This window comes from uncultured Parolsenella sp., assembly GCF_958346945.1.
Classification (GTDB): Bacteria; Actinomycetota; Coriobacteriia; order Coriobacteriales; family Atopobiaceae; genus Parolsenella.
The window spans coordinates 97969-118049 of the sequence record NZ_CATVTL010000004.1 but is presented as its reverse complement, the minus strand read 5'-3'; the positions used below and the strand labels follow the sequence as shown (position 1 = coordinate 118049).

The following is a 20081-nucleotide window of genomic DNA, read 5'->3' as shown; positions in this document are numbered from 1 at the left end:
CATGCCTCGCGGACGTTACAGCACCACGTCGGGGTCGATCGTGGCCGCGCTTGCGCGCATCTCGCCCGCAAGCGCCAGGTAGGCCTCGAGCCTCACCTCATCGAGCTCGCCGGCGTCGGCCGCCTCACGCACCGCGCACCCCGGCTCGGAGCCGTGGGTGCAGTCGCGGAAGCGGCACGTCTGCGCAAGCTCCGCGATCTCGGGAAACGCCTTGGCAAGGCCGTGCTCGTGGCCCACCAGCGGCAGGCTGCGCAGGCCCGGCGCGTCACAGATAACGCCCGCGCCCGGCACCTTGACCATCATGCGCGCCACCGTGGTATGGCGGCCCATGTCGTCGCGCTCGCGCACCGCGCCTGTCGCCAAGGCGTCGGCCCCCAGCAGAGCATTGAGCAGGGTCGACTTGCCCGCCCCGCTCTCACCCAAAATCATGGCCACGCGTCGCTCGGGCACAAGGGCGCGCACGTCGTCGAGGCCCTCGCCTACAACCGACGACGTCACCACGATGTCGCCGTCCTCACCCACCAGGCGCCGCACGCGCGCCACGTCTACGGCAAGGTCTGCCTCGCTGCCCTTGCGGTCTGCCTTCGTGAGCACCACACAGGGGCGCACGCCGCAGTCGCGGGCAAGCACGAGCGAGCGGGCTATGCGCGCCAGGGGCAGCTCGCCGGCGCCCAGCGCCGCCACCACGATGACCGCATCGAGATTCGCGGCGAGCGTCTGGAACTCGCCGCGTCTGCCGCCGCGCCAGCGCGCGAAGGCGTTCCTGCGCGGCAGCACCTCGTTGATCACGCCCATGTCGTGCGCGGGTGGCACCGCCGCGGCCACCCAGTCGCCCACCGTGGGCATGATGCCCTCCTCGGCAGACGCGCCCTTGGCAAACTCGGGGGCGTGCTCGCAGCGAAGCGTCACGTCCTCGCAGGCCACCAGCGGAAAGCCGCGGTCGAGGCGCACAACGCACCCCAACTCAACGCACGCGGCGGCCTCCTCGCCCAGGCGCGCGGCAATTCGCTCGCGCGCCTGGGCAAGCGCCGCGACCTGCGCCTCCGTAGCCGCAACGTCTGCAAACGCCGGCACGTTCTCGAGCTCGCCCACCTGGGGCAGCGACGCCATGACGTCTGCCGCAGACGGGCGCGAGGCGCCGCCCCCGTGGGAGCGACGCCTCGACGAAACCTTGGACCTGGCCTTTTGGGACTTCTTGCCCACAGGCTTAAGCCTCCTTCTCCACATGGCGCATGATCGCCTTGTAGACCTCGACGATGGGGATGATCAGCAGTGCGATCAGCAGCGCGCAAATGACGCCGCGCGGCTCAAGGGTCACGTTACCAAAGAACATCTGGGCCAGCGCCGGGACATCGGTGACGATCACGGTGAGGACGAGCGCCATGGCGGCCGAGCCCCACAGCCACCAGTTCTGCTTCTTCATGGTGAACAGCGACGCGCGGCGGCTGCGCATGTTGAAGCAGTGGAAGATCTCGACCATGTTGAGCGTAATGAACGCCATCATCACGCCTTCCTCGTCGGCCGTGCCGGCGACCATGTCGGCAATGTTGATGTAGCCCATGTCAAAGTAGACGCCCACGAAAAAGCTCGCGAGGACCAGCAGCGTAATCGCGATGCCCTGGACGATGCAGTCCATGCCCATATGGCCGGCGAACACGCCGTCGGAGGCCTTGCGGGGCTTGCGGCGCATGATGTCGCCCTCGGCGTCCTCCATCCCCAGCGCCAGAGCCGGGAAGCAATCCGTCACGAGGTTGACCCACAGCAGCTGCACGGGCTGGAAGATCGTGAAGCCCACGAGCGTGGCGATAAACACCGAGAAGACCTCGGCGAGGTTGGCCGAGAGCAGGAACTGGATGACCTTGCGGATGTTGTCATAGATGCGCCTGCCCTCCTCGCACGCCGAGATGATCGTGGCAAAGTTGTCGTCTGCAAGCACCATGTCGGCCACGTTCTTGGTGACGTCGGTGCCGGTGATGCCCATGCCCACGCCGATGTTGGCGCGCTTGATGGAGGGGGCATCGTTCACGCCGTCGCCCGTCATGGCCACGATCATGTCGCGGCGCTTCCAGGCCTCGACGATGCGCGTCTTGTGCTCGGGCTGCACGCGAGCGTAGACGCCAAAGTCCTCGATGCGCGCGTCGAGCTCCTCGTCGCCCATGCGGTCGAGCTCGGCGCCGGTGATGGCCTGGCTGCGGTCGGCAATGATGCCAAGGTTCTTGGCGATGGCCACCGCGGTGTCGATGTGGTCACCGGTGATCATGACGGTGCGGATGCCGGCCGTGTGGGCCTCGTCGATGGCGGCGGCCACCTCGGGGCGCTCGGGGTCGATCATGCCGGAGAGGCCGCAGAAGGTAAGGTCGTGCTCGAGGGCCTCGGCGGCAAAATCGGCGGGCTTCTCGACGTAGTGGCGGCACGCCAGCGCCAGCACGCGCAGGGCCTGGTCGGCCATGGCCTTGTTGGCAGCGATGAGCTCGGTGCGCCTCTCCTCGGTCATCGGGACGACCCTGCCGTCCTCGTAGATGTGCGTGCACAGGCCCAGCACCACGTCGGGCGCGCCCTTGGTGTACTGCTCGTACTCGTCGTCGAGCGTCTCGACCACGACGGACATCATCTTGCGACCCGAGTCGAACGGGGCCTCGCCCACGCGCGGGTGCTCCTCGGCAAGGCCCGTGAGGCCCGCCTTGCCCGCATCGTTCACAAGGGCGCACTCGGTGGGCTCGCCCACGGCCTCGCCGGCCTCGGCGTCCCACCTGGCGTCGCTGCACAGGGCCATGCCGGAGAGGAACTTCTCCTCGGGCGCGGCGAGCTCGTGCCTGACGACCGTCATCTTGTTCTGGGTGAGCGTGCCCGTCTTGTCCGAGCAGATCACCTGGGTGCAGCCGAGGGTCTCGACGGCGCTGAGGTTGCGGATAATCGCCTGGCGCTTGGCCATCTTGGTGACGCCCAGCGACAGCACGATGGTCACGACGGCCACGAGGCCCTCGGGGATGGCGGCGACGGCCAGCGACACCGCGACCATGAAGGTGTTGAGCAGAAGGCTCGGCTCGGCGGCCATGTTGCCAAAGCCATGGCGCAGGATGTCGACCACGAAGATGACCACGCAGATGGCAACGACCATCTTGGTGAGGATGTGGGAGAGCTCGTCGAGCTTCACCTGCAGCGGCGTGAGCTCCTCGGTGGCCTCGTTGAGGGCGCCGGCGATCTTGCCCATCTCGGTATCCATGCCGGTGGCCACCACCACGGCGCGGCCGCGGCCATAGACCACGGTGGAGCCCATGTAGCACATGTTCTTGCGGTCGCCCAGGGCAACGTCGTCGCCCTCGAGGGCGATGGCCTCGGCGTGCTTCTCGACCGGCACGGACTCGCCGGTGAGGGCCGCTTCCTCAATCTTCATCGTGGCGCTCTCGAGGATGCGGCAGTCTGCCGGCACCGAGTCGCCGGCCTCGAGCAGCACAACGTCGCCGCGCACGAGCTCGGAGGAGTGCAGGCTCACGAGCTTGCCGTCGCGGATGACCTTGGACTGCGCGGCGCTCATCTCCTGCAGGGCCGCCAGGGCCTCCTCGCTCTTGGCCTCCTGGATTACGCCCAGCGCCGAATTGATGATGACGACGGTGAGGATGATGGCGACGTCGGCAAAGTCGATCTCGCCCTGGATGGCGCCGGTGACGGCACTGATCACGGCCGCGACCAGCAGCATGATGACCATGGGGTCCGCCATCTGCCGGAAGAAGCGAATCCACATCGGGGTCTTGGGCTGCTCTTTGAGCTTGTTGGGGCCATCTGCGGCAAGACGCTTGGCCGCCTCGTCCGCGCTCAGGCCGTCCGTGGCGCTCGTCGACAGCTCGGCGAGCACGTCATCGGCACACGACAGATACTCTCTCACGTGAGTCCCCTTCCTGGGTTTGTGGGCACCCGCCAGATTGATGCCCGATCATAATTCCCAGGAAGGGCAAGGGCTCATCAAGGCTGCCATGGCAAGCGCATGTCTTACACGCGAGGCGATGTGCCCCGCGCGGCATAGGCATGATGATACCCCGAACGGGCGCCCTCCTTGCGCGAGCGAGCGGCACCTTCTTAAACGCTTACCGAAAACAGCGATAGGTTACGCTCTTAAAGTGGTAAGGAAATGGCCACTCTCCCCTGTACAATCACATCTAGCTGCGGTTTTAATTGCAAGCTTTACATGATTGGGCGGTTGAGCGATTAAATTGCGCGTTACAATTCCTAGGCGGTAATCACATCGATCTTGTGTCCCGGGGAAGGGGACACGGAAAGAGGAGACGTATGAAGATTCTGTTCTACGACGCCCGTGACTACGACCGCGAGTCCTTCGACTCCCAACTCAAGAACTACCCCAACATCAAGGTTGACTACATCGAGGCCGACCTCTCGCCGGTCACAGCCTCCCTCGCCCGCGGCTATGACGCCGTGTGCGCCTTCGTCAACTCCGACGCCTCGGCCATGGCGCTCGAAATCCTGCGTGGGTTTGACGTCAAGCTCGTGCTCATGCGCTCCGCTGGCTTCGACGCCGTGAACGTCGCTGTCGCCAAGGACCTCGGCATGACCGTCTTGCGCGTCCCGGCCTACTCGCCCGAGGCCATCGCCGAGCAGGCCATCGGCCTGGGCCTGTGCGCCGCCCGCCGCATCCACAAGGGCTACGCCCGCGTGCGCGAGAACGACTTCTCCCTGCAGGGCCTGCTTGGCGTGAACCTCCACGGCAAGACGGCCGGCATCGTGGGCACCGGCAAGATCGGCGCCGCCATGGTGCGCATCTGCAACGGCTTTGGCATGAAGGTCCTGGGCTACGACGTCTACCAGAACCCCTCCCTCGAGGGCATGGTCGAGTACGTCGAGGTCGACGAGCTGCTGCGCCGCAGCGACCTCATCTCGCTGCACTGCCCGCTGTTCGACTCCAACCGCCACATGATCAACGCCGACGCCATCGACAAGATGAAGCAGGGCGTCATTTTCATCAACACTGCCCGCGGCGGCCTGGTCGACACCAACGCCCTCATCGAGGGCATCCGCTCCGGCAAGATCGGCGCGGCCGGCCTCGACGTCTACGAGGAGGAGGGCGACAACGTCTTCCGCAACCGCTCGAACACTATCATCGAGTCGGTCACCTCGACGCTCTGCTCGTTCCCCAACGTGGTCATGACGAGCCACCAGGCGTTCTTCACCAAGGAGGCCCTGGCCTCCATCGCCAAGACGACGCTCGACAACGCCACGGCGTTCGCCAACGGCGAGGAGCTCCCCAAGGCCGCAGTCGTCTGCTAGCAGGCACCCAGGCGTCGTCCCCACGGGGCGGCGCCTTTTATAAGAGAGACCCAAGCCAAACGAGCGCGGGTCGAGCAGGCGGACAACCCCCAATCCGCCCCCGTATGCCTGGCAGGAGGCCCGGCGTACGTCACACGAAAGGAAAGAAATGCAGTCCAAGAAGACCAAGATCGTTTGCACCATGGGACCGTCCACCGAGAGCGAGGACGTGCTGCGCGAGCTCATCAAGGCCGGCATGAACGTCGCGCGCTTCAACTTCTCGCACGGTAGCCACGACTACCACCGCGCGGGCGTCGAGCGCGTGCGCAGGGTCTCCGCCGAGCTGGGCATCCCCGTGGCCATCCTTCTCGACACCAAGGGCCCCGAGGTCCGCACGGGCGTGCTCGAGAACGGCGAGAAGGTCCACTTCGAGACCGGCGACAAGACCATCATCACCACCGACGACGGCGTCGTGGGCAACCACGAGCGCTTCTCGCTCGACTTCAAGAACCTCCCCAACGAGGTCTCTGCCGGCGACCACATCCTGATCGACGACGGCCTGCTCGACTTCGTGGTCGACTCCGTCGAGGGCACCGACATCCACTGCACGCTGGCCAACGCCGGCGACCTGGGCGAGCACAAGGGCGTGAACATCCCGGGCGTCGACATCTCGCTACCAGCCGTCACCGAGCGTGACCGCGAGGACATCATCTTTGGCTGCGAGCTGGGCATCGACGCCATCGCCGCCTCGTTCATCCGCGACGGCAAGGGCGTCGAGGAGATTCGCCAGATTTGCCACGAGCACGGCCGCGACAACGTCTCGATCTATCCCAAGATCGAGTGCGCCCTGGGCATCGAGAACTTCGACGATATCCTGGAGCACTCCAGCGGCGTCATGGTCGCCCGCGGCGATCTGGGCATCGAGATTCCGCCCGAGAAGGTGCCGCACGCCCAGAAGATGATGATCGCCAAGTGCAACAAGGTCTACAAGCCGGTCATCACCGCCACCCAGATGCTCGACTCCATGATCCGTAACCCGCGCCCGACGCGCGCCGAGGTCAACGACGTCGCCAACGCCATCATGGACGGCACGGACTGCGTCATGCTCTCCGGTGAGACCGCTGCCGGCAAGTACCCGGTCGAGGCCGTCAAGATGATGGCCTCCATCGCCCGTGAGACCGAGCAGTACCTGCAGGAGCGCCACGACTACCACCAGCGCGGCGGCGTACGCGACGTCAACGGCTCCATCGGCTTTGCCGCTGTCACCACGGCCAACCGCGTGGGCGCCAAGTGCATCCTGACCCCGACCGAGTCTGGACGCACCGCCCGCCTCATCTCTAACTTCCGCCCCGAGCTGCCGATCTTCGCCGTCTCCCCGCACGAGGAGACCGTCCGCAAGTGCTGCTTCTACTGGGGCGTCACGGTGCTCAAGGGAACCGCTCAGGGCGCCATCGACGAGACGGTCAAGCAGGCCCTGACGCTCGCCCTCGAGAACGGCCTCGTCGAGGCTGGCGACCTCGTCTGCGTCACCGCCGGCGACCCGCACACCGCCCCCTCCCAGGGCGACTACATCACCTCGACGAACATGCTGCTCGTTGCCCAGGTACCCGGGCTCAAGAAGTAGCTCTCAGATAGTTCGCGCACTCGCAAGCGCCAACGCAACGCCCCGGAAGGCCTGGCCTCCCGGGGCGTTTTCTTGTGCGTCATCTCGGCAGAGAATGCTCGCGATGCTTCGCGTCCGCCATCTTGGCAGCGAGTGCTCGCTAGAGCTTACGGGGCGTGGGCTCCATGCAGCGGTGCTCGTGCACGGCGGCAAGCGCGGCTGCCTGCGCGGCGACGTCTCCCGCCTTGAGGGCCCGGCCGTAGGCGTCGGCGTCGAGGATGGCCTGCTCGAAGCGCTCCGGCGTAAAGCCGTAGGGGGCACGACCCCACTCGTTGGTTGCCTGGGCGCGCTCGACGATGCCCGCAAGCGCCTCGCGCCCGCACTCGATATCGGCAAGCGTCACGGGCAGACCCAGCTCGCGGTTGTGTGCGGCAAAGCGCGCAAGGTCCTCAGGCGCGTCGTCGAAGGCCTTGAGCACGAGCACGCCAAACGAGACGACCTCGCCGTGCAGGTGACGGCCGGCCGCCTCGCCCATGCCCGTGTAGGCGTTGTAGAAGGCGTGGGCCGTGCTCGAGTTGAAGTAGTAGGCGCCGTGCTTGGCCGCGAGGTTCATGGTCATGTTCGAGACGAGGCCCGTCGAGATGATGATGTCGAGGATGACCTGCTCAAGCTCGTAGCTCGACGTGCGGGCGCGCTTGTCGGCCAGGGCCTTGGCGCCGTAGTCGAACAGCGGGCGCTCGCAGGAGACGGCCAGCGCGCGACCCATAAGCGGGGTGTGGGGCAGGTCGAGGTCTCGGCTCGAGAGCTCGACCTCGGGCTGCTTGGAGAGGGCGTCGCCGATGCCCGCCCAGAAGTAGTCGTCGGGACTCTCGGAGATGATCTGTGTGTCGATGAAGGAATGGATGGGCGGCTCGGAGGGGAAGAAGTAGTTGTCGACCGAGCCATCGTCCTTGTAGAAGACGCCGATGGCCGTCACGGGCGCGCAGTTGGACGCCACCGTGGGGAACGTGAAGAGCGGCTTGCCAGCAAGCTCGGCGATCTCCTTGGTCTCATCGATGGCGCGGCCGCCGCCCATGCCAAAGACCATGTCTGCCGCAAGCACGCGGGGGTCTTCCGCGAGCTCGGCCGCTACGCTGTGGCGCGGCTGGCCACCGTACCAGATGCAGTCGGTGACCGTGATGCTCGTGCCCTCGAGCGTGGCGATGAGGCGAGGGGCAGCCTTCTCCATGGCGGTCTTGCCGCCAATGACCACCGCGCGCGTGCCAAAGCGGCGCGTGACCTGCTCCACAGCCTTGTAGGCGTCAACGCCCACGGTGTAGCTGGGCAGATAGTTGGTGCTGGTAAGATCCATGAGAAAGGGCCTCCCTCGATAATCAAGCATTTGACCATTCTAGGTCTGATATCGGGGGATGGCCCAAACTGAAAAGGCTCTATTACGCGAGCGGCGGGCGCGGCGTCCTTCTCACCGCACACCCATTCCTACGCATCCAGCAAACTCGCGCACCCGTTTCTACGCACTCAGCGGCCTTCTAGCACGTAAAAGCGGGTGCGCAGGATGGAGACATGGCGCAGCGATGGTCGAGAAACCCTAGCAGTCGAGAAGCCCTAGCGCGTGCGCACCGAGCTGATGACACAGCGATTGGCCGGCATCCAGACGCTGCCCCACTCGACGGGCGTGCCGTCGTCGAGGCGAACGAGTTGGTCGAGGTCGAGCACCGGGGAGCGCTCGCCGCAGCGCAGCCAGCGGCCGCGCTTCTTGCCGGCGGCGCGGGCGCTGTAGGTCATCTCGGCAGCGCCAATCGACTGGCCACTCGTGCGCTCGACGGCGTCGAACAGGCCCTCGCGCTCGAAGTCGATGTTCTCGAGGCCAGGGCACGGCTCGAGGTTCACGCGGCTCTCGATGAGCATGACCGGCTCGTCCTCGACGAAGCGTACGCGCATGAGGTAGAGGTAGGGCGACCCCTCGGCGATCTGCAGGCTGCGGGCGCACACGCGACTCGCGCGCTCAATGCGCTTGTCGACCACCTTGGTGGTGAACTCGATGCCCTGCTCGGTCATCGACTCGGCGAAGGAGTGAAGCTTGTTGCCCGAGGGGCGCGCCATGACCGGCTCGATGACGAAGGTACCGCGGCCGCGCTGCTGCACGAGCAGCCCCTCCTCGACCAGGGAGCGGATGCCCTTCTGCACGGTGCCGCGCGACAGGTGCAGCATCGCCATGAGCTCATGCTCGGAGGGAATGCGCTCGTCGACGCCCCACTCCTTGGAGTAGATCTTCTCGCGGACGTAGTCGGCCACCTGCACGTAAAGAAGCGAGGTGTCCTTCTTCTCGAAGTCCGACATTGCTCGGGCCTTCCTCGTGGGCGCCGCGACGACACGTGCGCCGGCTGCGTCAACTTGACCAGTTGACCAATACACGCTGAAGTTTAACGCGAGCAAGGCTCTTCCACCAACTCAACAGTTGCCAATTCACAGAGTGGTCAACCTACGCTGAGCTGCAAATTAATTATGCTTTCAAACCTTTTGTAAGTCCTTACATAGAGGCCGAGAAGCGCTTGCCATATTCCGATAGGCGCTGAATGAGGCACTCGTGGGCGTGCTCGAAGACCTCGTGGAAGAACTCCTCGGTGAAGAGGCTGTAGTCTGGCACGCCGTCGATGTGGCGCTCCTGGTTGCTGCGCACGATTCCCTCGACCACGTCGCACGACCTCTCGACGTCCACCTTACCCACCGAATACTGCGGAAACGCCGCCGTCTGCTCGATGAGTTCGGGCGTGGCCTTGCACGTGAGGGTGATGGGCAGGGTGTGCCCATACTTGTCGAAATCGCCCTGCTTGCGAATGCGCGTGCGCTCGCCGGCCGGCACGTGATACTCCTGCAGCCAGGCATGCGTGGCGGTGTTGTAGGCGTTGTCGCACATGAGGTGCGCCCAGGCGCCCAACACCACGTCGCTCGCGCGGTAGCCAGGGCTGTTAAGCAGGGCTTCGACGCGCTCGTGAACAGCAGGTTTGGCGGGAATGGCAAAATGACCACCCGCCTTTGAGATCTCCACGCCCTCCTCCACCGTGATGTTCGCGGGGCCTAGAGGAACGTCTGTGGGCAACTTGCGCGCAGGCTCCACGTAGAGGTCCCAGAACTCGCGCTCGCGCGGGATGGGGATGGAGCAGGGGTCGGCGAAGTGGGTGAGCTGGTAGGGCAGGATACCCGAGGGCTTGGGCAGCATGTATCCCACATAGACGTCTGGCACGAGATTGCCAAACAGGAAGGCGTTGGCGTCGCGGATGCCAAAATCCGAGAGCGGTCCCGTGGCAAGAAGACGCTGGGTGTGGGCGATATGTATGTTCCAACTAGGCATGGGCCTAATGGTAGCACGTGCCTGCGAGGGGTCAGCCATCCGCGCGCGACCGCAACCAAACGCTTACGCGGCCGGAGATGTGGGACAGTTGCTCAGGCACCTATTGTCCCAAATCGGGACAGTTGCTCAGGCAGGTATTGTCCCAAATCGAGAAGGGGCGAGCCCGCTTGCACGGACTCGCCCCCAGCGGAGCATATGAGACGGGCATCCGCTAGCCGCGGACCTCGCCACCAGTGGAGCGGCAGACCTTGGTCACGAGCTTCTCGTGAGCGCGCTCGACCTCGTCGCTCGTGAGCGTGTGGTCGCTCGCGCGGTAGGTCAGCTGGAAGGCCATGGACTTCTTGCCCAGGCCAACGCGCACCGGGTCGCGGTAGACGTCGAACAGGCGGGCGCTCTCGAGCAGCTTGCCGCCGGCACTCGTGATGCGCTGCATGAGCATCTCGCAGGTGACGTCCTCGTCGACCACGATGGCGAGGTCGTGCGTGATGGCCGGCAGTGTGGGCACGTCCTGGTAGGGCAGCTCGCGGGCGGCAAGGCGCAGTAGGTGCTGCTCGGACAGCTCGAAGGCCACAACGTCGGCGTCGATGCCAAAGTTGGCAAGGCTCGTGGGGTGCACGTTGCCCACCCAGCCAAGCAGCTCGCCGCCGGCGTAGACCTCGGCCGCACGGCCGGGCTGCAGCCACGGGTACTGCTCGGGGTCTGCCACCTTGAAGCGCACCTTGGTGACGCGCAGGGCCTGCAGCAGGCGCTCGACCACGCCCTTGGCGTCGAAGAAGTCGAGGGGCTGGTGCTTCTCGTTCCAGCCGTCGAGGCCCCAGGCGCCGGAGAGCACGCCGCAGACGTAGCGCGGCTCGTCGGGAAGCGTGCGCTTCTCATGGCCAAAGAAGACGCGGCCCTGCTCGTAGAGGGCAACGTCGGGCACGCCGTGGTCGTGGTTGTAGGCCACGCTGCGCAGCAGGCCCGGCAGGATCGAACGGCGCATCTCGGAGTTGTTGGCGAGCAGCGGGTTCATGATGCGCACGGGCACACCGCGGCCAACCTCGGTGATGTTGGCGCGCTCGAGGTCGCCGTCCTCGGCGAAGCAGTAGGTGAAGGTCTCGGAGAGGCCGCAGGAGCGCAGCGTGCGGCCAATGAGTTGCATGCGCTGCTGGTCAACCGTGAGACCGCCGTGGTGGTTCTTTGCACCGGGCAGCGTGGGCTCGACGCGGTCCATGCCCCACAGGCGTAGGACCTCCTCGATGAGGTCGGCCTCGCGGGTGAGGTCCGGTCGGCTCGTGGGCGCCACGACCTCAAAGTCGTTGCCACCCTTCTGCGGCACGACGGCACAGCCCAGGCGCTCGAGCAGGTGGGCGATCTCGTCGTTGGTGATGGGGGCACCGCAGATGCTGCGCACACGGTCACCGCGCAGGGCGATGCGGGCGGCCTTGACGGGCATGGGGTACTCGTCAACGCGGCCGCGGCAGACGGTGGCGCCGCAGCAGCTCTCGAAGAGGGCGGCGGCGATGTCGGCGACCTCCTCGCAGTTGGCGGCGTCGACCTGGCGCTCGAAGCGGATCGAGGCCTCGCTCATGAGGTTGAGATTGCGGCTCGTTCGCGAGATGTGGCTCTTGTCGAAGCAGGCGCTCTCGAGCAGGACGTCGACCGTGGTGTCGTCGATCTCGGAGCTGAGACCGCCCATGACGCCGGCCAGGGCCACCGGGCGCTCGCCGTCGTCGGTGATGACGGCCATGTCGGAGGTGAGCACGCGGTCCTGGTTGTCGAGCGTGGTGAGCTGCTCGCCCTCGCGGGCGGCGCGCACGACGATGTGGCGCTTGCCATCGCGCTCGGAGAGCTTGCCCAGGTCAAAGGCGTGCAGCGGCTGGCCGGTGAGGTACATCACGTAGTTGGTGACGTCCACGACGTTGTTGATGGGACGGCTGCCGGCGGCGATGACGCGACGGGCGAGCCACTCGGGCGACGGGCCGATCTTGACGCCGCGCACCACGCGGGCGACGTAGCGGCTGCACAGCTCGGTGTCGGCGATCTTGACGTCGACGAGGTCCGCGCTCTTGGGGCCCTCCTCGTGCTGAATCGCGGGCAGCTCGATGTGGGTGTCCTCGTCGAGTACGGCGCCCACCTCGGTGGCCATGCCCACGTAGGACAGGCAGTCGGGACGGTTGGGCGTGATCTCGCAGTCGAGCACCGTGTCGGAGGTGCCGCGGTAGTCGGTGAAGGGCATGCCCACGGGGGCGTCCTCGGGCAGAATCATGATGCCGGAGTGTTCGCCGCCCAGGCCAAGCTCGCGTTCGGAGCAGTTCATGCCGCAGGACTCGACGCCGCGCAGCTTGCTCTTCTTGATCTTGAGGTCGCCGGGCAGCACGGCGCCGATCATCGCGACGACGATCTTGTCGCCCTCCTCGAAGTTCTGGGCGCCGCAGACGATCTGCAGCGGGGTGGGGTTGCCCTGCTCGTCCAGGTTCTTGTCGCCCACGGAGACCTTGCAGAGCCACATGTGGTCGGAGTCGGGGTGCGGCTGCTTGGAGACGACCTGGCCCACGACGACGTGGTCGAGGTCCGCGCCGAGGCGCTCGATCGTCTCGACCTCGGTGCCGGTGCGAATCAGCTCGGTGTAGAGGACGTGCGGGTCGGCGGGCAGGTCCACCATGGAGCCGAGCCACTCATATGAAATGCGCATTCGTGTAAGCCTTTCTGTTGCGCGTGAGGCGTGCGGGTTTGCGAGGTGCTCGCGCTAGAACTGGGACAGGAAGCGCATGTCGCCGGTCATGAGCATGCGCAGGTCGGGCAGGTCGTAGCGCAGGGCCGCGACGCGCTCGGCACCGATGCCAAAGGCAAAGCCCGTGTACTTCTCGTGGTCGACGCCGCAGTTGTCGAGCACGTTGGGATCGACCATGCCGCAGCCCAGAATCTCGAGCCAGCCGGTGCCCTTGCAGAAGCGGCAGCCCTTGCCGCCACAGACACCGCACGACACGTCGACCTCACAGCTGGGCTCGGTGAACGGGAAGAAGTGCGGGCGGTAGCGCGTGGCGCGGTCCTTGCCGAACATCTCGCGGCAGAAGTAGTCGAGCGTGCCCTTGAGGTCGCCGAAGGTGATTCCCTCGTCGACGACCAGGCCCTCGATCTGGTTGAACTGCGGCAGGTGGCAGGCGTCGGGGGTGTCGGGACGGAAGACCGTGCCCGGGCAGATCATGTAGATGGGCGGCTGGTGGTTCTCCATGGTGTGCGCCTGGACGCCCGAGGTCTGCGTGCGCAGCAGGATGTCGGACTCGCCGTTGGCGTGGACCTCGGAGTGGTCGAGGCTGCCGGGGTTGTTGTCCTGTACGTAGAAAGTGTCGCGGGCGCTGCGGCTCGGGTGGTCGAGCGGGGCGTTGAGCGCGGTGAAGTTGTAGTAGCTCGTCTCGATGTAGGGACCGTCCTCGACGGTGTAGCCCATGCCGCAGAAGATTTGCTCGATCTCCTCGATGATCTGCGAGATGAGGTGCTCGGTGCCCACGTTGGGGACGCGACCGGGCAGCGTCACGTCGACCGAGTCGGCGGCGATGCGGGCCTCGAGGGCGGCGTGCTCAAGCTCGTGGCGGCGCTCCTCGAGGGAGGCCTCGATGCGGCCGCGAACCTCGTTGGCGAGCTTGCCCACGCGCGGGCGGTCCTCGGGGCTCAGCTGGCCCATCTGGCGCAGCACGCCGGTGAGCGAACCCTTCTTGCCCGTCACGGCCACGCGGATGCGGTCGAGCTCGGCCAGGTCTGCAACCCCGCCGATGCCCTTGGCCGCCTCGGCCTCGATGGCCTTGAGGTCGTCGATGATCGTCATTGCTTCTTTGCCCCTTTCGTCTGCGGGCATTCACCCGCCTCGGTGCGAGCCTGCTACGGCAATAAAAAACCGCCCTTGCTCGCGATGCTTGCGAGCAAGGGCGGATGATTTCGTGTGTCCGCGGTACCACCTTGCTTGGCCGCCGGATGTCGTGCCCGGCGTACCCACTTTGTCCCCGTTCCGTGGGGCCTACGGCTCCCCTACTAACGCCGCGTGGGCGCGTTCAGTTCGCGGCTGGTGGAGTGAACTCTGGCCGTCAGCCTTGGAGGGACCTCTCAGCCGGTGGGCCCCATCTCTTATCCGCTGGCGACGCGACAGCCAAACCTCTCCGTCATAGCCTAGCTGCATAGTCTAGCACAGCTGACATTGGTGGCGCGAGTTGCCCCGAAACAACGCCCTGTCCCCGGGAGTGGGTCCAGGAACTGGGCGCGTAGCGCAGCAATCTATGTGCGAGAAGGGCTACTCGGCATCGCCGGTCTTCGCGGAATCAGCGTCATCGCCCTCCGCAGCGTCACCCTCGGCAGCACCGGCCTCATCCTCGTCAGCAGCGGCGGGGCGCTCAAAGCCATAGGCCTTGGCGATGCGGCCCAGATACTCGTCGGCGCGCTTCTCGTCGCCCTTGTTGGCGTACTGCAGCGACAGGTAGTAGTTGAGGCGGGCCCGCTCATCTCCCTCGGCGCTCGCCAGCGCGTGCTCCATCTCGGCGATGTGGGAGTACGACCCCCTGAACACGATGTCGAACGTCTGGTGCGAGTCGCGGCGCAGTTCCTTGGCAAGGTCGACGGCCTCGCCCTTGCACTGGTCGGGCAGGGCGTCGACAAGCTCGAGCACGTGCGTGGCGCGGTCCTCGTCGTTCTGGCCCTCATAGAAGTTGAGCGCGCGCGACAGCAGGATGCGGCGCTGCTCGGCGCTGGCCGGCAGCTTGAGCAGCTTGTCGAGCGTTTGCTGCACGCCCTCGACGTTCTGGGAGGCCTCGTAGGCGTTGAGCCTCATGAACTCCTGGTTGAACTTGGGCAGTGCGATGCCCGCCATGGGTGACGACAGAGTCTTGAGCAGGCCCTCGAAGTCGCCGGCCATAAACTGGTTCTGCGCCTTGTTGGCAATGACGTTGCGCGCGATGGGCGAGATGGCCGAGACCGCCAGGAAAATAATGACCGCGGCGATGCCGATGGCCTGGATGGTTCCCTGATCCATGCTCCCCTCCTACTCCGCCGTATAGAACGCGTGCATGTCATCGACCATCTGCATGAGCGTGGGCACGTCGGTGTAGGCCATGTGGCCGCAGCCGTAGCGGTGGTAGGTGATGCGCTCCTTGAGCTCGCGCGGCAGGAACAGCTGCGACATCGTGTGGTCCATGTTCCACCACGGGGTGGCCGCGTCGTAGCGACCGCCCAGGATGGCGAGCTTGGTGGTGGGGCTGCGTCGCAGCGCCGTGGCGACGTCAAAGGCGAGGTTGGGCGCGGCGGTCTTCGTGTCGTCCATGCCAGGCTCGTCGTGCACCCAGTTCCAGCCAATGCCAATCTCGCTCCACACGGACAGACGGTACTCGGCCGGGTTCTCGTAGCCGAGCTCGCTACGCAGGAAGCTGCGGAAGGCGCCGTACCAGGCGTTCTCGAGGGCGTGGCCCGCCGGGTCCTCGCAGGCGAAGTAGAACGTGTTGCGCTGAACCGGCAGCGTCATCGTCTCGGTGTAGCGCATGTCGAGGCGGCCGCACATGAGGCCCTTGTCCTTGAGGAGGTTCGCACGGAAGTCCTCGAGCTCGATGCGGTTGTTGTGCTCGAGCAGAAGCTCGGCCGGAATGCCGATGTAGCGCTCCATCTTCTTGGCGATGCGGCGCTTCTCGCGCGGGTCGATACGGTCGCCCTTCATGAGCGATGCGGCGTACTCGCCGGCGGTGAACTCGCTGGCCTCGTCGAACCACTTGTCGACGTCGACGCCGCGGCCCGTGATGCCAAAGTGCTGGGCCGTCGAAGCAAAGCTCGGCAGCATGCCCAGGTAGTAGAGGTCGTTGCCAGGCAGGTTCTGCGACCAGTCGAAGTAGGCCGAGAGCATCACGACGCCGGCCAGCGGCACGCCGGCCTCGCCGAGGTAGCGCATGAGCACGGCGGAGCGCATCGTGCCGTAGGACTCGCCGTAGATGTAGAGCGGCGACCCCCAGCGGCTGTTCTCGTCGAGCCAGCGGATGATGGCGCGGCAGAAGGTGCGGGCGTCCTCCTCGAGGCCATAGACGCGGGCCTTGTCGTAGCCGTCGGCCACGAAGGACCAGCCGGTGCCCAGCGCGTCGAGGAACACGAGGTCGGTCTCGCGCAGCAGCGTGCCGGGGTTGTCGACGACCTCGTAGGAGGCGCTGGCGAACTTCTCGCCCTCGCTCACCACGCGGCGCGGACCCAGGCCGCCCAGGTTGATGGGCACGGAGGCCGAGCCCGGGCCGCCATTGAAGGCAAACGTCACGGGACGCTTGGCCGCGTCGACGGCCTCGCCGTTCACGGTGGAGGCAACGTAGCTCACGTTGAACATCTTGCCCTCGAGCACGCGCTGCGGGTCATAGATGTCCAGGTGCCCGGCGCTGGCCACGTAGTCGATGGACTCCTCGCCCACGCTCCAGGTCAGGGTATCGCTGCTCTTGGCCTCGGGCACCGCGTTCGCATCGGCGACGGGCGCCGCAAACTGCTCGCTCATCTACTCCACCCCCAGCATGTCGCACAGCGACAGCATGTAGATTTCCGCCGAGTGAACGATATCGATGACGTCGACGTCCTCGTTGTAGCCGTGGATGCCCTCGTTGTTGGCCGGGCCAAACTGGATCGTCGGGGCGCCGAGCGCACGGTAGTGCGCGGCGTCAGAGCTCGCCCACTGGTAAGCCGGCAGGCACTCCTCGTTCCAGACGTCCTCGATGTTCTTCTTGAGGCTCGTGACCAGCTTGGACTCATCGTCGGTGTAGTTGCCCTCGGCGATCCAGTTATAGCTGGCCTCGACACCCTCGACACCGCTCTTGGCGATCAGGGCATCGACCGCGGCAACGACTTCCTCGTGCTTGCAGCCATACGGCAGGCGAACGTCGACGCTGCAGGAGGCGAAGTCCGGCACCTGGTTGATCTTGCCGCCACCCTGAATGATGCCGACGTTGGTGGAGCAGTGGTCGATGACGTTGCCAACACCAGGAGTGCCGATCGTGCGCTCGGCGACGGTGCGCGAGTTCTTGACGGCGCGAGCCTGGGACTCGTCATAGTGACCGGGAACAGCGGTGATCTCGTCGATGAAGGGGATGACCTTCGCGAGCTTGTTGATGGCGTTATCGCCCTTGTAGTTGCCGGTCGAGCCGTGGCCGGGCACGCCATGAGCGGTGAACGTGAGGTGGAGGATGCCCTTCTGGCCAATCTCAATCGTGTCGTGGCCGGTGGGCTCGCCGATCATGACGGCATCAGCGCCGTCGGCATAGCCGTTCTCGCAGAACCACTTGGTGCCGGTGCCGGCAATCTCCTCGTCGCAGACGACGTGGAGGCGGATGTCGCCCTTGAGCTCGGCGCCGCTCTCGTTGAGCATGGCCATCGAGAAGAGCAGGACCGCGAGGCCGCACTTCATGTCAGAGGTGCCGCGGCCGAGCATCTTGCCGTCGCGGATCTCGCCGCCGAACGGATCGAAGTCCCAGCCATCAAGCTTGCCAACGGGCACGACGTCAACGTGACCGTTCAGGACGACGCGGAAGCCCTCCTCAGATCCAATGTGAGCATAGACGACAGGATAGTCCTCGCCGCTGTCCGCAACGATGCGCTCAGACTCGATGCCGTGCTCGGCAAGGTAGCCACGAACGAACTTGATAGCGGGCTCCTGGTCATCAATCGGGCTCTGATTCTTGATCTGGATGAGCTGCTGGCAAAGCTTGAGCAGATCGTCCTTGTGGGCGAGCACCGCCTCGTGCAGCTGCTGCTTCGTGACTGTCATTCTCGGCATTCCCTCTTTCATGAACGGCCCGGCCAAGCGATGCCTGACCGGGCGACTTGTAACCGTTGCTCTATGTTACTCGGCAACCTCATCGTGATACAGGAAGCAGGCCACCTTGTGGTTCTGCTCGACCTCCATGAGCGCAGGACGCTCGTGGTGGCAGCGCTCCGTGGCGTTAGGGCAGCGCCCGGCGAGCGGGCAGCCAACCTGGTCTCCCACGGGGCTCGGGATCTCTCCCTCGAGCTTCATCTCGGGGTGACGCTCAAAGGGATTCTCGGGCGGGATGGCCGAGAGGAGCGCCTTCGTGTAGGGGTGCAGCGGGTTCTCGTAGATGATGTGCGCCGGCGAGATCTCCATGACGCGGCCGAGGTACATGATGGCAACGCGGTCGGAGATGTGCTTGACCACGGAAAGGTCGTGGCTGATGAACACGTACGTGAGGCCACGCTCGCGCTGGAGTCGACGGAAGAGGTTCAGGACCTGGGCCTGAATCGACACGTCAAGCGCGGAGACAGGCTCGTCGCACACGATGATCTTCGGGTCAAGCGAGAGGGCGCGAGCGACATTGATGCGCTGGCGCTGGCCACCGGAGAACTCATGCGGGTAGCGCTGCAGGTGCTGGATGTCGAGGCCGACTTCCTTCATAAGGTCAAGAACCTTCTGCTGGCGCTTCGCGGCATCTGGCTCGATGCCATGGATGACCATCGGCTCCTCAATGGAAGCCGCCGCGGTGAAGCGAGGGTCAAGACTCGAATAGGAGTCCTGAAAGATCATCTGGAGATCCTTGTGCACGGGCTTGCGCGCGGCGCCCTTAAGCTTGGAAATATCCTGGCCGTTATAGATAATCTCGCCGCTCGTGGGCTCATGGAGACCAACGATGCAACGTCCAAGGGTCGACTTGCCACAACCGGACTCGCCAATGATGCCGAGGGTCTCACCCTCATAGACATCAAGCGAAACACCGGACAGCGCATGAAGCGTCTGAGGCTTGCCGAAGAGGCCGTCACCACGAAGACGGAACTCCTTGTTAAGGTTCTTGATGCCAAGAATCACATTATCGTTGGCCATTTAGTTCGCCTCCCCACGAACGAGACTCTCCTCGCCGTTCTGCCTGTGGCACGCCACGAAGTGGCCAGGCTTGACCTCGACCAGCGGCGGAACCTCGTTCTTGCACTTCTCACAGGCGTAGGGGCAACGGTTGTAGAAGTTGCAGCAGGTGCCGGTGAGCCTCAGATCGGGCGGAACACCCGGAATGGTCTTGAGGTCGGTCTTCGCCTTATCGGAGAGCTTGGGCATGGAATCCAGCAGGCCCCAGGTATAGGGGTGAAGCGGATTGGCGTAGAGCTCCTCCATGGGGGCATATTCGCAGGTACGGCCCGCATACATGACCATAACGTCATCAGCCATCTGCCAGACGATGCCAAGGTTGTGCGTGATGAGGAGAATGCCCGTGTTGAGCGTGTCCTGAAGGCCCTTGAGCAGGCTCAGGACCTGAGCCTGCACCGTCACGTCGAGGGCGGTGGTGGGCTCGTCGGCGATGATGAACTTGGGGTGGCAGCTCATTGCCATGGCGATCATGACGCGCTGGCACATACCACCGGAGAGCTCGTACGGATACGAGTCCATACGCTTCTCGGGGTTGGGGATGCTCACGAGCTTCAGCATCTCGATGGCACGCTCGCGCGCGGCCTCCTTGTCGAGACCGTCATGTAGGCGGATGTTCTCGATCATCTGGGTGCCGACCTTGAACACCGGATCAAGGGCCGTCATCGGGTCCTGGAAGATCATCGAGATGTCCTTGCCACGAAGCTCGCGGAGCTCGGCCTCGGAGGCATGCACGATGTCCTTGCCGTCGAACATGACGCTGCCGCCCTCGATCTTGCCGGTCTTGGGCAGAAGGTGCATCAGAGAGCTCGAGGTGACGGACTTTCCGGAGCCAGACTCACCCACGATGGCAAGGGTCTTGCCACGATCGAGCGTGAAGCTCACGCCGTCGACGGCCTTGGCGACGCCGGCAGCCGTGTGGAAGTACGTCTTAAGGTCGTGGACCTCAACAAGATGCTCCGAGACCTGCTCGGTAGCTGCGTTGGTCTCGGTAGCCTGAGAGTTGTTCTCGCTCATAG

14 protein-coding genes are annotated in these 20081 nt (G+C 65.2%); 2 read left to right on the top strand and 12 right to left on the bottom strand.

From position 1 onward, the window contains the following. Nucleotides 1-15 precede the first annotated feature (15 nt). Nucleotides 16-1203 carry a ribosome small subunit-dependent GTPase A gene (gene rsgA, locus Q3866_RS04235; protein WP_301829851.1) on the bottom strand — a complete coding sequence of 396 codons (1188 nt, stop codon included), beginning with the start codon at nt 1201-1203 and terminating at the stop codon, nt 16-18. A 4-nt stretch (nt 1204-1207) separates the two neighbouring features. Then, nucleotides 1208-3883: a cation-translocating P-type ATPase gene (locus Q3866_RS04230; protein ID WP_301829850.1), complete on the bottom strand. Its 2676-nt coding sequence runs from the start codon at nt 3881-3883 to the stop codon at nt 1208-1210. Between the two features lie 401 nt (nt 3884-4284). Between Q3866_RS04230 and Q3866_RS04225 the strand changes: the two genes are divergently transcribed. Then, entirely contained in the window at nt 4285-5277 is a 993-nt protein-coding gene (locus Q3866_RS04225) for a 2-hydroxyacid dehydrogenase (RefSeq protein WP_301829849.1), read from the top strand. Between the two features lie 148 nt (nt 5278-5425). Continuing rightward, nucleotides 5426-6880, top strand: a complete 1455-nt coding sequence (gene pyk, locus Q3866_RS04220; protein WP_301829847.1) for a pyruvate kinase — start codon at nt 5426-5428, stop codon at nt 6878-6880. A 139-nt stretch (nt 6881-7019) separates the two neighbouring features. Here pyk and Q3866_RS04215 read toward each other — a convergent pair whose 3' ends face one another. The 10 genes from Q3866_RS04215 to Q3866_RS04170 form a co-directional block, all read right to left on the bottom strand. Continuing rightward, complete coding sequence (locus tag Q3866_RS04215; protein ID WP_301829846.1) at nt 7020-8210, bottom strand: iron-containing alcohol dehydrogenase family protein; 1191 nt, start codon at nt 8208-8210, stop codon at nt 7020-7022. A gap of 254 nt (nt 8211-8464) precedes the next feature. Continuing rightward, on the bottom strand, nt 8465-9199 hold the full coding sequence (locus Q3866_RS04210) for a GntR family transcriptional regulator (RefSeq protein WP_293674119.1): 735 nt from the start codon (nt 9197-9199) through the stop codon (nt 8465-8467). A 190-nt stretch (nt 9200-9389) separates the two neighbouring features. Beyond that, nucleotides 9390-10211, bottom strand: coding sequence for a hypothetical protein (locus Q3866_RS04205; RefSeq protein WP_301829843.1), 822 nt, complete (start codon nt 10209-10211; stop codon nt 9390-9392). Between the two features lie 211 nt (nt 10212-10422). Then, complete coding sequence (pheT, locus tag Q3866_RS04200) at nt 10423-12885, bottom strand: phenylalanine--tRNA ligase subunit beta (RefSeq protein WP_301829841.1); 2463 nt, start codon at nt 12883-12885, stop codon at nt 10423-10425. 54 nt (nt 12886-12939) lie between these two features. Next, on the bottom strand, nt 12940-14016 hold the full coding sequence (gene pheS, locus Q3866_RS04195) for a phenylalanine--tRNA ligase subunit alpha (RefSeq protein WP_293673528.1): 1077 nt from the start codon (nt 14014-14016) through the stop codon (nt 12940-12942). A 459-nt stretch (nt 14017-14475) separates the two neighbouring features. Further along, nucleotides 14476-15210, bottom strand: a complete 735-nt coding sequence (locus tag Q3866_RS04190; protein ID WP_301829840.1) for a hypothetical protein — start codon at nt 15208-15210, stop codon at nt 14476-14478. 9 nt (nt 15211-15219) lie between these two features. Continuing rightward, complete coding sequence (locus tag Q3866_RS04185) at nt 15220-16695, bottom strand: S10 family peptidase (RefSeq protein ID WP_301829838.1); 1476 nt, start codon at nt 16693-16695, stop codon at nt 15220-15222. Then, nucleotides 16696-17958: a M20 family metallopeptidase gene (locus tag Q3866_RS04180; RefSeq protein WP_301829836.1), complete on the bottom strand. Its 1263-nt coding sequence runs from the start codon at nt 17956-17958 to the stop codon at nt 16696-16698. Nucleotides 17959-18033: 75 nt separating this feature from the next. After that, entirely contained in the window at nt 18034-19026 is a 993-nt protein-coding gene (locus tag Q3866_RS04175; RefSeq protein ID WP_301829835.1) for an ABC transporter ATP-binding protein, read from the bottom strand. After that, nucleotides 19027-20079, bottom strand: a complete 1053-nt coding sequence (locus Q3866_RS04170; protein ID WP_301829833.1) for an ABC transporter ATP-binding protein — start codon at nt 20077-20079, stop codon at nt 19027-19029. It lies immediately after the preceding gene. Between the last annotated feature and the right edge of the window lie 2 nt (nt 20080-20081).